This window comes from Paenibacillus thalictri (assembly GCF_004307995.1).
Taxonomy (GTDB): Bacteria; Bacillota; Bacilli; order Paenibacillales; family NBRC-103111; genus Paenibacillus_AF; species Paenibacillus_AF thalictri.
This window is the reverse complement of record NZ_SIRE01000008.1, coordinates 237,082-250,362: the sequence shown is the minus strand read 5'-3', so window position 1 is coordinate 250,362 and position 13,281 is coordinate 237,082. Positions and strand designations below refer to the sequence as shown.

General features: G+C 50.0%; 11 protein-coding genes. 2 read left to right on the top strand and 9 right to left on the bottom strand.

Features of this window, described 5'->3' with window-relative positions; all coding sequences use genetic code 11:
• Positions 1-7: 7 nt before the first annotated feature.
• From EYB31_RS12885 to EYB31_RS12865, 5 genes are all read right to left on the bottom strand, one after another.
• The gene (locus EYB31_RS12885) at positions 8-877 is read right to left on the bottom strand and encodes an aldo/keto reductase (RefSeq protein WP_131013739.1); all 870 of its coding nucleotides are present in this window, start codon (positions 875-877) and stop codon (positions 8-10) included.
• Positions 878-882: 5 nt separating this feature from the next.
• On the bottom strand, positions 883-1,893 hold the full coding sequence (locus EYB31_RS12880) for an amidohydrolase family protein (RefSeq protein WP_131013738.1): 1,011 nt from the start codon (positions 1,891-1,893) through the stop codon (positions 883-885).
• A 13-nt stretch (positions 1,894-1,906) separates the two neighbouring features.
• Positions 1,907-2,761 carry a carbohydrate ABC transporter permease gene (locus tag EYB31_RS12875; protein ID WP_131013737.1) on the bottom strand — a complete coding sequence of 285 codons (855 nt, stop codon included), beginning with the start codon at positions 2,759-2,761 and terminating at the stop codon, positions 1,907-1,909.
• 20 nt (positions 2,762-2,781) lie between these two features.
• Positions 2,782-3,654, bottom strand: coding sequence for a carbohydrate ABC transporter permease (locus EYB31_RS12870; RefSeq protein ID WP_131013736.1), 873 nt, complete (start codon positions 3,652-3,654; stop codon positions 2,782-2,784).
• A 99-nt stretch (positions 3,655-3,753) separates the two neighbouring features.
• Positions 3,754-5,091, bottom strand: a complete 1,338-nt coding sequence (locus EYB31_RS12865; protein WP_165452387.1) for an ABC transporter substrate-binding protein — start codon at positions 5,089-5,091, stop codon at positions 3,754-3,756.
• Between the two features lie 208 nt (positions 5,092-5,299).
• Here EYB31_RS12865 and EYB31_RS12860 point away from each other — a divergent pair, with 208 nt between their 5' ends.
• Entirely contained in the window at positions 5,300-6,865 is a 1,566-nt protein-coding gene (locus EYB31_RS12860) for a response regulator (protein WP_165452386.1), read from the top strand.
• Positions 6,862-8,643 (top strand): sensor histidine kinase, encoded by a 1,782-nt coding sequence (locus EYB31_RS12855; RefSeq protein ID WP_131013733.1) that lies wholly within the window; start codon positions 6,862-6,864, stop codon positions 8,641-8,643. Before EYB31_RS12860 ends, EYB31_RS12855 begins: the two co-directional genes overlap by 4 nt.
• A gap of 10 nt (positions 8,644-8,653) precedes the next feature.
• On the opposite strand, the gene EYB31_RS12850 is transcribed toward EYB31_RS12855, so the two are convergent.
• The 4 genes from EYB31_RS12850 to EYB31_RS12835 form a co-directional block, all read right to left on the bottom strand.
• Positions 8,654-9,655, bottom strand: a complete 1,002-nt coding sequence (locus tag EYB31_RS12850; protein WP_131013732.1) for a Gfo/Idh/MocA family protein — start codon at positions 9,653-9,655, stop codon at positions 8,654-8,656.
• 249 nt (positions 9,656-9,904) lie between these two features.
• Positions 9,905-11,272 (bottom strand): DJ-1/PfpI family protein, encoded by a 1,368-nt coding sequence (locus EYB31_RS12845; protein WP_131013731.1) that lies wholly within the window; start codon positions 11,270-11,272, stop codon positions 9,905-9,907.
• Between the two features lie 323 nt (positions 11,273-11,595).
• Positions 11,596-12,141: a cyclase family protein gene (locus tag EYB31_RS12840; RefSeq protein ID WP_131013730.1), complete on the bottom strand. Its 546-nt coding sequence runs from the start codon at positions 12,139-12,141 to the stop codon at positions 11,596-11,598.
• 181 nt (positions 12,142-12,322) lie between these two features.
• Positions 12,323-13,279, bottom strand: a complete 957-nt coding sequence (locus EYB31_RS12835) for a DUF4871 domain-containing protein (RefSeq protein ID WP_131013729.1) — start codon at positions 13,277-13,279, stop codon at positions 12,323-12,325.
• Positions 13,280-13,281: the final 2 nt, after the last annotated feature.

Here is a 13,281-nt window from a genome sequence, read left to right as displayed (position 1 = left end):
TTGCGGCTTACACATACCGCGAATGAATTGCATCCAAGCTCACACGACCGCTCAAATCGTCGCAAATGGCCGCGTTTTGGACGACAATATCGGCATCCCGCATGCCCATCAAAGCGACGTCTACATAAGGGTTGGATAATACGAACTGGATCAGCGCCGGTGTGTAATCAAACGTATTGACCGGATTCACCTGCTGAATCCAGCGCTGGAACGTGCCGGAGGTCGGCGTTCGCATCGTGATGATCCCGAGGCCCGCACGGTCTGCCTCCAGCAGGCTGCCAAACGGCCGGCTTGGCTCATACGCATGCTGGAATATAAAATTGTAACAAATTTGCATCGTGTCGAATGCCCCGCTGCGGATAAAACGGTATACGGCGTCGTTATTGTCTTCGCTCGTAAAACCGATGTATTGGACCAGCCCCTCCTGCTTTAGCTTCAGCATTTCCTCGGCCATGCCGCCGTCAGCAAGAATCGCGTCGGCTTCCTCCGGCGTATAGGAGCCTCCATGAATTTGCAGCAGCTCGATCCGGTCCCGCCGCAGCCTGTTCAAGCTGGTTTCAACCGACCGCCGCAGCTCCGCGCGGTTTTTAAAGCTGATCTTTGTAGCAATAAACAGCGGATGCGACCCGCTTTCCTTCACTCCCGACAATGCCGCTCCAAGGATGTCTTCGCTTTCTCCCGCGCCGTAACCCGGCGCCGTATCATAATAATTGATGCCCAGCGAAAGCGCCTTTTCCACCGCGCCGGAAATTTTTTTCCTGTCGTCCGCATCGGAGGGATCAAACCGCTCCAAGTAGTTTTTCAAGCCGGCTGTAGCCCCGCCGAAGCCGATCCGGCTTACGACGGCCCCGGTTTTCCCCAATGTTGCATATTCCATAAACTTTAGCTCCCTTCAATGTCAATAAGTGTCGGTTTCAGCCCTGCAGACCGTGACAGCACAAAATCGGCAAAACGGAGCTGGCTGTCCGTCTGTTTGTGCAGCAAATATTGCTCCATTAACGGAGCGTATACATGAACCGGCATATCCAGTCCGCGCGGAAACAGCGGAACCGGCCGGTTATATTCGAATTGCTCCGCCACCCAGACCGGGATGGCGGTATCCGGCGACGACGCGGGCATATCCGCAAACAGTACCGCCGCATTGGCGCCGCAATAAGCGTGAAACGTATCCGCTGACAGTTCCGGAAGTGCATGCCGGAGCCATTCCAATGCTTCGTCAACGGTTTCGTTGCGCCAATAGAGTACCGGATATTCGCTGCCCCAGAGCAGCCGTTTCGCGTCCATATGCTCCATAATAAAACGCAGCCATGGAACAAAATCCCGGTGCGGATAGACCATCTTGCTTCCCATCGCGCCATGACGCGAGAGAATGCCATAGAAGCGCTCGTGCCGCAGCAGCTCGCGAATTTCGGGGCCCGCTTGCTGGACGTCGTCCGGATCGAAGCCCGCCTTCAGAAAATGCGGCGCCGCCAGCCGGGCCTGCGGATATCGGTTCAGCCACTCCACATACACACGGGCCGTGCGGCCGTTATGACAAGGGTCAATGCCGTAAGCCCAGCGGCCCCGCTCCCCGATCAGCTCCAGTACGCCGGGGTTATCCAGCGCCTCGCGTTTATCGAGGCGTATGCCGATGGCCCCGCCGTCCAGCTGGATTTGCACAAGTTGCTGGCGCTCTTCGGAAGTCGCGCCAAAAGGAATCCCGATCCCGCGCAGCCTGTCCGGAAATTGGCGGATCGCCTGGAGAAGCGATGCGATATCCGGCACCTTGGGGCCAAGCGTTACCACTGAGCGGTCGATGCCGTGCGTGTCCATATGCCGGATCGCATCATCGGCCGATCCGAATCGCGGCAGCCCGATATGCGCGTAGGCGTCAATTACCAAACGCTTGCTCATTTCGCAAACCTCCTCACCCTTTGACGGCCCCTAGAGCCATGCCTTTCACCAGCTGGTTTTTGACCAAAGCGTAAAACAATATCATTGGAATCACCGCGATCATTACAGATGCCGCCATCAATCCATACTTCACGCTGTTTTCATCTTTCGTAAACGATAAAGCGACGGATAACGTCCGGTTGGCGCGGTCCGGAAGCATCACCAACGCCGTCAAATATTCGTTCCAGAAGGCGACAAAAGCAAGAATCGTAATCGTCACGATCCCGTTGCGGCTGAGCGGCAAAATCACCCGCCAAAACAGCTGCCAAATGCTGCACCCGTCGATGACGGAAGCTTCGTCGAGCTCCTGCGGGATCGATTTCATAAACATCACCATCAGAAATATCGCAATCGGCAGCTCGGAGATCACGTATGCAAACACAATTGAATATTTCATGCCAAATATGTGCAGGTCGTTAAACAACTTAAACGTCATCGGCAAAATGGTCACGGTCGGCACCATCACGGCGGCGGAAAAAAACAAATACACCGCCGTCGCCCCTTTAAACCGGAAACGGGACACCGCAAACGACAACGTCAGTGCGCAGAACAGCAAAAGCACAATGGAAACCGCAGTGATGCTCACGGAATTCCAAAACGCCAGCGGAATGTTGCTGCCCATGATTACCTGCTTATAGTTCGTTAATTGAAACGATTCCGGGATCAGCCTTATGCTTGTAAAAATCTGGTCGTTGTCGCGGAACGATATGCTGAAAATCCACAGCAGCGGAAACAGCGTTGTCAACGCATAAGCGATCAAGCCCGCATACTTAAGGACAGTGCCGATTTTGCCCGCGATCCCGGCATTCCCTTTTACATTGTTAGTCATGCTCCCGTCTCCCTTTATGATTAAGAATCCTTTGGTGTCGTCAGCGTCCGGAACAGCATGGTAACCAACAAGCTGAACAAAAAGATCGATATGGCGATGGCTGTTCCGTAACCGTATTTCATGCCGACAAATACGGTTTCATACATGTAGGTTGCAGGAACCTGGGTTGCGTTGCCGGGACCGCCTTTTGTCATAATAAATACGTAATCGAAGCTTTTCATCGCCCCGGTTATCGACAAGATCATGCAGATTTGCAATATCGGCCAGATGAGCGGCACCGTAATGCGCCAAAACTGGGTCCAAGCCCCGGCGCCGTCGATTGTAGAAGCTTCGTACACATCCTCCGGAATATTTTGCATGCCAGCCAGAAGAATGATGAAAAAATAACCGATCGTATGCCAAATCGGAGCGGCAATCACCGCAAAAAATGCCGTATGCTCATCGGCAAGCCAGCTTCTTGACCATTCGCCAAGCCCAATCCATTTAAGAAACATATTCAGCAAACCGATATCCTTGTCGTACATCAAGGAAAACATCAGCCCGATCGCTGCGGTCGAGATGACAACCGGCAAAAAATACAGGGTTGTAAACCATTTGGAGCCTTTTATCGGTTTGCGCAATACGCTGGCTAACACCAATGCGATGCCATCTTTGATGATGATAGCCAGCAGCGCCCACATCAGCACCCGCCAAAAGCCGTTCAGAAACAACGGATCCCGGCTTAAATCCATATAGTTTTTTAAACCTAGAAACGTCTTCTCTCCGATCCCATTCCAGTCGAAAAAGCTGTAGTAAAACGTTTCTGCAAACGGAACGATAAAAAACAACCCGTAAATCAACAAACTCGGGAGAATAAACAACAGGACCGATTTCCGAAATGCAAGTATGCCCAACTCCCCGCTCACCTCCGTCAGCCGAATGAAAAGCGGGCAAATGGCGGCTTTCGATCAAGCGGCAATTTGCCCGCAGGCCCGGCTATTATTTCTGACTATTTATTTGCTGTAAAAGATGGCGTTCAGTTCTTCCGCCATTTTCTCCGGCGTATATTGCCCGCCGTAAAAGGCGCCCATCTTCGATTCAAATTTCGTCCTTTGATCGGGTTTCATCACAGCGTTAAGCCATTTGTTCGCAGGCATGGTTGCCGCTATCTTCTGCGCGTCAAAAGCAAGTCTGCCCACCTTGGTCGGGTCGATTTGAACGCCTTTCATCGGCACATTTTGCCCGGCCTTCTCGACATACAGCTTGCCGGCATCTCTGGAGGTCAGTCTTTTCAGCAATTCTTGAATGAGAGGCCGTTTATCCGTATCGTTCCAAGCCTTGGCGCTGACATAATACAAATTGGTCAAATCTTTTTCGATCGTTTTTGTTTTTTGCGCGCCTCCCGGGATCAGCGGAAACTCAATGGCAACCATCTTGTCCTGGATTTCCTGCTTGATCAGCGGCGTGGAAAACGACCCGCTCTCAAACAACGCCGATTTTTCGGTATTGATATATTTCGAGATCACCGCATCCGTACTCAGCGCTACCGCATCCTCCGGAATATTGCCGACCACAAGCTCCTTAAGCAGCGTAAGCGCTTTGACTACTTCAGGCACGTTCATCGATTCTTGTCCGGAATGCATTTTCAGCGCTCTTTCGTTGGTCAGCATCCCGTTCATGACGTAATTGTACAGCCGGTTAGCCAAGCTGTCGGCCTGCGTATTGATCCCCCACGGCACATAACCTTTTGCTTTGAGCGTTTTGGTCGCTGCGAGCAGATCGTCGAACGACTGCGGTACGGGGATGCCCTCTTTGTCCAAGATCGCCTTGTTAACGAACATTTGCATGAAATACATCACGATCGGTACACCGTACGTTTTGCCGTCAAGCGAAGCCGTTTTCCAAAAATCGTCGTCAAACAAATCTTTAAACGCCGGGTCCGTCTTCACCCAATCGCTCAGGTCGGCCAATTGACCGGATTTGGCGATGCTGTCGAGTCCGAACACCGGGTCCATCCGCCAGTAGTTAAACACATCGGGAATCCTGTCGCTGACCGCATCCATTTTGATCTTCGTTTGAAGATCGTTGCCGGCCGACTCCTCCATAGCGATGGTCACATTAGGGTAATCCTTCTTGAATTGATCGATAATTTGCTGCTGCATCGGACCCATCGGCTGGTTAGCCACATAGTTTGTGGCAAAACGGATCGTTACTTTTTTGCCCTCCGCCGTTTTGGCGTTTCCTGCCGAGTTTTCCCCTTTGGACGGCGGTACCGCACTTTGGCCGCCGCAAGCGGCTGCAATGGCAAATACCATGCTGAACATAATGACCATCGAAACTATTTTCTTCAACTTGTTATCCTCCCTTTTCATCTGTTTGTCCATATCCATCCTGAACATGATTTCATTGTAGTATTAAAAGCGGAAAAGCAACATGCAAAAATCTTTGCCCAACTTGTACATTTATTAGCAGTTTCAAATAGATGCAAAATCGGCTTGTAAGTTCCGGACTCCAACGTTTACTATAGTAATGAAGCAACGATACGGAGGAGGACACAAAATGCTGAAAGTACTCATTGCAGACGACGAGTATTTCGTTAGAGAAATGCTGAAAAATGCACTGGATTGGAACCTTCATGGTTATCGGATAACCGGAGAAGCGGAGAATGGCAAGCAGGTATTGCGCCTGGCTGCCGATACGTGCCCGGATCTTGTCATCGTCGACATCAATATGCCGATCATGAGCGGGCTTGAGGTTGCCAAACAACTGCATACCCTCCATCCCCATATTTGTACGATTATCGTATCCGGCTACAACGATTTTGAATTTGCCCGGCAGGCATTGACCTATAAAGTCTTTGATTATTTATTGAAACCTATCAACGATGAAGCTTTGCTGGAAACGGTGCTGCGGGTCAAAGGCGAAATTGCGGCCCGGGCGGAAATGCGGGTCAAACTCGACCGCTGGAGCGAAACGGAATCGGAATGGCAGGCCAGTCGTTTTAGCGGACTAGTCAAACAATGGCTGAAGGGCCAACTGCAGCCCGACCAGGTTGCGGCAGCGCTTGATGAGTACAAAATCACCCTGCCTGCCGATCATATGCAGTGCATCGTGGCTGAACTGCCGGCTTCCATCGCCGGAGATGACGAAGCTAACGGACAAACCATCACACGCATGTTAGAGCTGGGCAAGAAGCTCCTGAGCGAGTCCGGTCTCCCTTGGCATGCCGCTTCCGTAACCGAACCCGGTAAAATGGCCTTTATCGTCGGCTCCGCATATGCGATCGATCCTCTTTTACCCGGAACGATTCAAGATTGGGCGGCACAAGTGAAGGAGCTGACATCGCTTCCGCTGTCGGCGGGAATTAGCCCGGCATCCGCAGGTTACGGCTCTGTCCCCGCATTGTATCAAGCGGCGGCAAACGCGTTGTCACGCAAGTTTTTCCGCGGGCACGGGAGCATTGTTCAAGCAGAGGAGCCCTTCTACCCGCAGGATTCCGAAATCCGCTATGTATCCGTTCCGAAAGAGAAGTTGTCCTTTATGATTCGTTCCGGGCAAACTGCCGAATTGCGTTCGCTTCTCAAAGATTATTTTGCCGTGCTTGCGGATGAACGGATGTATACTAAAGAAGCCGCTTATTGGTTTGCCAGTGAAATCCTCGGTATGGAGGCACACAAGCTGGCGCAAAAATCGCTGAAGCTCGAAGTGGTGCGGCAGACGGAAACACTTGAGGAGCTTGCCAAGCTGGTCATTACCCTCATCACAGAGCTGTCCGTCGATTATTATCAGGAGTATGGCACGAAAAAAGACGAGCTGATCCAGCAGTCCAAATATTTAATCCTCGAGTCGCTGGACGATCCGGACCTGACCGTGGAGCAGTTGTCGCACAAGCTGTTTGTTTCCGCCTCTTATTTAAGCCACCGGTTCAAAAAAGTGCAAGGTGTCGGACTCAACGAATACATCAATACGTTAAGAATGAATAAAGCGGTGCATTTGATGAACGAGTATGATTTGAAGCTTCACGAAATTGCCGAGAAAGTCGGCTACCGGGATCCGGTCTATTTCAGCAAATGTTTTAAAAAGACGTTCCAGGTGTCGTTCTCCGACTATAAGAGGGTCAAATGAAAAGATTATTCCACTCACTCCTGTTCCGTATCCACCTGGTTCTGGTCGCTATCGTGCTGGTCTCCCTGCTCACTCTCGCCAGCGGCACCTATAATATCGTGTCGGACCTGCTGCTGAAGGAAACGAGGCAATCGATCAATTATACAACCGAAGTGCTCGACCGCGATATCAATTTAATGCACGAGGATATCGAAAGATTGGCCAAAGGCATGTACGCCAACAATGAAATCAGCATGCTGGTCAGCTCGTTTCCGAATTTCGCGCATCCGCAATATGTGGACAACCAGATCAGCAGTTATTTGTATATGCGCAATATTTTATCGACGATCCCTTATATCGACTCGGTTTATGTGTACAAAGACGATCAAACGGCGCTGCAATACGGCATTCAGGGAAAAAAAGCGGAATCCTCGCTGGCCGCTCTGCCGCAGTTTGATACAATCAGCCGGCTTCCAGCGCTTACCCAATATTGGGTTCCGACAAGATCACCAAGCGATCCGCCAAGGAAGCCGCGTTTTTTAACGGTCTATATGAATTTTTACGACAACTCTTCGATGGAAAAGTCCGGCGTGCTGCAGATCAATATAGAGCTTAATCACCTGTTCCGGATTTTGACGAACAACGTGACCGGGGATCGGAAGTTTTATGTATTTACCGGGGACGGCCAGCTTATTTTCGGTACGGACACCACCGATATTGGCGCGGTCATGCGGCAGTTTGACGACACGGCTTCCGGCGTCAGCGGGGACGAACATGAAGTCACTCTGGAAGATAAGTCTTACCATGTATCCAAATACCGATCGCATTATAAAGACTGGTATATTATCAATGCAGTCCCAACGATGGAAATAAACCAAAATAGCCGCAAGGTGCTGGAGTTTATGAGCATTTATATCGGAGTAGCCGGCACGATCATTATCGCCCTTTCGGTCGCTATTTCGTCGCGGATGCTGAGGCCTGTCAAAACACTTACTCATATGCTGCAAGCGCTCAACTTCGATAAAAAATCGGAATGGAGCTTGCCCGGCGATATCCATGCGCTGATGAAAGCGCCGCATGAAATCGGGTTGTTCAGCCGCACATTCGTCAAAATTATGGAACGTCTTGCCGACTATACGGAAGAAATTAAACAAGCGGCGGCGAGACAGCGCAATCTGGAGCTGGAATTGCTGATGTCGCAAATTAAGCCGCATTTCCTGTACAATACATTGGAATCGTTCTGCGGTTTGGCCAAATTGCAGCGTACCGATGATATTTACAAGTTGGCTAAATCGCTTGGTGCCTTCTACCGTATTTCGTTAAGTAACGGCGCATCTGTGATCCGGGTAGACGAAGAGCTTGAACATATTAACAGCTATTTGGCGATTGAAAAAATGAAGTACAATGAAAAATTCGACTACCATATCGAGCTGGAGGAAGGACTTGAAGCTTGCCTGATCTTGAAGCTGCTGCTCCAGCCGCTAGTCGAAAACGCGATCACCCACGGCATACGTCATGTCGAATATCGAGGGTACATCGCCATTCGTATACAAAAAATCGAGGAATCGCTCCAATTCCTCGTGTATGACAACGGTATAGGGATGCCCGCGCAAAAACTGCAGCAATTAAATCAAGATACGTTGATTTCAACGGGCAAAGGGGGCTTTGGCATCAAAAACGTCAGGGAGCGCATCCGGTTATCTTATAACGATGATTACCGGCTGACCTACGCTGCCGCCGCAGGCGGCGGAACCGAAGTGACAGTCACCCTCCCGCTTCACCGTTTCGCCGCGAACTGACGGCACATGTTTACTGCAGCAGCGCGTCCAAATCGTCCAGCAGCCGCATCGTATGAATCGTATCTTCAAAATTCGGCTCCGGCTTCCGGCCGTGGGTCAAACAATCGATGAAATAAAAGATTTCATCTTCGTATCCGTAATAAGAAAAGCGGGGATACAGTCCCAGGCTGGAGTTCCATACCAGCGCATCCCCGCCTTCAACCATGTTGTACGGGCGGAACTGCTCTCTCCTTGTTCCAGGGGGACGGTTATACACGAAATTTCTTATATTTTCGACAACGATGTTTTGTTTATTGCCAAGCAGCTCCAGCCGCTCCATCGGATACATTTCATCAAGCAGCGAGCCGGATTGGATCGACCCGATTGTCCCTTGCTCCGTTTGAAACGAAATGGTGTAGCCGACCTGCGTATGGCCGATCGTATCGTCCAAGATGACCCGCTGCGCATGCGTCAGTTTAATTTCCCCCAGCATAAACCGCGCCAAATCAAAATGATGAATAATATGGCTCAGCTTAAAATCGGCATCCGATTTATACGGAGAAGCGTTAAACTGCGATTGAAACATATGAACCCCGCCAAATTCGGGAGATTCGGAAATTTGCTTGGCCATGACGTAAGAGGTGGTAAACCTGCGGTTGAAGCCGACCATCGTGGTTTTGCCTGTCTGCCGTTGGATTTGCAGCAGCTCTTCAGCTTGCGTAGTGCTGACGCACGGTGTTTTTTCCACGAATACATCGATGCCTGCAAGCATGGCGGCTTTACACACCTCATAATGCATAGCCGGGTTAATCACGCAAAGAATGGCGTCCAGCGATTCTTTTTCGAACATGTCGTTAAAATCGGTATAACGTGTAGGGATATTGTAATGCCCCGTAAACTTGTCCAAACGTTTCTCGTCGATATCGCATGCCGCTACGACGGACACCGGGTGAGCCCATCGCAAACAATTATATAAAAATTCAAACATGTGCCGGCCGCAGCCGACGATCCCGATCCGCAGTTTGTTGTCCATATTTCCCTCCGTTTTATAAGCTTGTTGTTCACTCCTATCCTGAACACGACTTCATTGTATTATTAAAACAAGAAAAGCAACATGCAAAAATCTTTGCCGGACTTGCACATTTATTAGCAGTTTCACATCACATGGATCATCACACGGATGCAAATCGGAAGATCAGGTCCGCCGATATAAAACAACGGCAGCCGGTTCATTTCCCGAAACTGCCGTTGTTGCTGTTCCTATTTCCACTTATGAACGTCATCATAACGGTTGACGGCGGCCTCTGCTCCATTTTACGATGAATCGTCTGTCAATATAACAAGCGGTTAACAGTGCCGCTAAACTAAGCAATACGGGTATACCAAAAGCTTCATAGGAAAACGGTTTGCCTGCGAAGTTTAGATGGGTCGCACGGTATTCCAATCGCTTGGCGCCATATTTTGCGGTGAGGATGTCCTCCTGTCTGGCCAAATCTTCAAGCGGAGCGTCAAAAATAAATCTTCCAGCCGAGCCGCTGTGAATAAACTCAGGCGCCGCGTTTTTTCCCTTTGCATTCCACTGTTTGAGATCTTCCGCAGCCCAAGATTCGGCCTCCACCCCCGGAACAAACATTCGGTCCAGCTTTGGTACATTAGCCATTTGATACCGGGTGACAAGATTAAGATGATACTTCGTAACGATAGGCTGCTTGGCGTCCGAGACGGTGTACACCTTGGTTGTTGCGGAAGCGGCATAGGTATCAAAAATGGTTGTGAGCGCTCCGTCATCCATCCCGTTATACAACAATACCCCTGCGCTTTTTTTGTTCCATTGGAACGCCTGGTTTAACGTAAAGATCCATTCGGTGCGATCCACATAATAAGGATCTATTTTCGGATTTTTTACAAATTGATAGAAAGGGTAGTTCATCTTTGTCGCTATGCTCTCGGCCATAGGTTCGCCTAATTGCTGTGAGATTACATAGAGCACGGCATCGATACCCGAAGTAAGGGCTGCTGAAGCGACGATGTTACCGTCTGCGACATAACGCACGTCCCTTCTCCATGTTGTTTCAGGATACTTATCGACTTCATGATAATCAAAGCTTTTCCAGTCGGTAGTAGCTGCTTTCCCTTTTAATAAACCTGTATCGGCCAAATTCATAGCTCCGGCGCAAATGCTCAGCAGCTTCGTATCGGCATGTTTTTGTATCCATTCGCGGATTGGTTGGTACTTTGCTTCGTCAACCATCGGCATGGCCGGGATCACAATAAGGTCGGGACTTTTGCCCAATAATCGATCCAGCTCGTCAAACGAATAATGCGGCATCAGATCCAAACCGCCGGAGAGCGTCTTCACATTTTTGTTCGCGGCAACTGCGTATACGTTATAAGACTCCGTCATCGCGAACATTTCATACGGAACGATAAAATCAAACACTTCTGTCGTCGGATCGGATAAAAGGACGGCTACCGTTGGTTTTTTCGGATCATATTCAGGAATACTCACATCTTGTAAGGCAGGCACCGGTGTTTGTCGAGCGGGAAGCCAATAGGCATGATTGGAGCGAATATACCCAAACGCACCCACCCCTCCGAATAGGATAACAAACGTCAATGCAAAAACAACAACTCGTAATAACAACTTCATACTTGATTCTCCTCTGACCCCAATTTTTCATTTTGCTGCTGCAGTGGCGAATAACGCACAACAACATACCCCCTTAGGGTATATTCAATTTACCATACCCCCAAGGGGTATGTCAATCATTACTTTTAGTAAAGTATCATTTACTTGTCCCTACACGAAGCACCACATTAACTGGGGGAAAGGTTTGGAGATTCAGGCCGGATCATTTAAAATGTTCAAAGCCACCCGTATCCGGATGGCTTTGATGTCAAACTTATTAAATTGGCCCCTTCCAAACCCGAAGCGGCCGGCAACTCCTCACTAACGTTCTCGAGCAAGCGCATTCATTCCTCACCAGCCGCCGGTTCAGCCTCCACCACCGCAACGGCCCGAACCGGGGACCCGTCGCCGCTGGCGATACGCAGAGGAAAACCGTAAAACATAAAATCGGTTCCGCTGGGAAGACGCTCCAAGCCCTGCAGCCCTGTATACGTCAAAATTCCGATTCCGAGCAGCGACCGCTCCAATTCTTCAGACAGTTCGCCGCCAACAAACGGCGGCCGCAGCAAAGCAAGCCGGTCAAAGCAATCTTGTCCGGCCGCTTCGGCGAAAAACAGTCCCCGGCCTCCCGGCCAAGCGGGGTCATCGGTTCGCACTACCTGGGATGCTCCGAAAAAACACTCCAACGGCAGTTCATCCAATGTCGCCGCGCCGGGGTGCATGTGCGAAGGCGCATCCACGTGTGTTCCCGTATGGCTGCCCAGCGAAAGCTGCCGCAGCTCCCAGGTGTGACTCTCGTATGTGTGCTTTATCTTGACTTTTACCTCCGGATCGCCGGGATAAACGGGCATGCCGTCCGCAATCGGTAACGACAAATCGATTACTCTCACTAAACGAATTCGCCTCCTCGCAGCTATTTTCCAACGCGCACGAATCCTGGGCGCGCATCCCTGCGTCGCACGACTGTGGTCAACCAACCCTCACTCTGCCTCGGCATTCGCTTTTTACGGATTTTTCAGCTTGATTTTATTCCATATTATACCATTAGATGCTTAACGATCAAATCACCATTTACTTCGACACGTCGACGACAATTGTATCCAGCAGCCGTCCCCTTACGTAAGGAAGCAGCCGCCAACGCCCTGCCTCAGGCAAACTCATCATGGTAACGATGTGCCGGTCGGCTCCGTTTAATTCACCGGCTAAAGCATTTGCCGAGCTTAACTGGTTTGAGGAGTACACATCGACCAGCTTATTTGTCCCTTTTTTTATCGCTTTCACCTCAAAAGGCCCGTTAAGCAGGTTATCGTTTCCCCAAAAATGCCACATATATTTTTGAGTTTTACCGGCCATAAACCCGGCATCGATGATCCCCAGCTTTTTCTCTACCCCACGCATCAAGTAAGTTCCCGATTGAAACTCAGGCGTAATATCCCATGAAGGTTCGAGCATAAGCAGTTGTACAATGCCGTATGGTTTATCGTCCAGCAGCACAGTTAATTCCCACATCCCTGCCAGCGGTAAAACAAAACGGGTTGTGTATCGCTCCAGTCCCGTATAACCGGGACTTGGTTTTGTAATGACTTCGGAAGATAACGTCATCTTGATGCCCGATTGGGGATGAACGGCTTGAAACGTCAGCATTTTTCCCAAATAAGTTTCCATCGGCTCATCAAAATGAAACATATATCCCGAAGACTTACCCGCTTCCGCATACGGCTCAGGATACACTGTAAATAACTGCCGTCCCGATGGATCGTAATACGTATTCCGAACTGTCAACTTGCCGGATATTTCGTCTTTTGATTCGAGCTTTAAAGGCAGCACTTCGTCTTTCAATTGAGGCCAACCGATAACAAGTGAAGCTATCACTATCGGCACAGTGATGGCGGGAAGGATAGAATAAAGGTTTCGCTTCGATTCACCTGCACGCTGCAGCACCTTGTACTTCAAATCTGCTGTAAACTGACGACTGGCAAAAGGCGGATCCGCCATGCTTTTGACCCAAGCCGGTTTTTCCTCACACATGC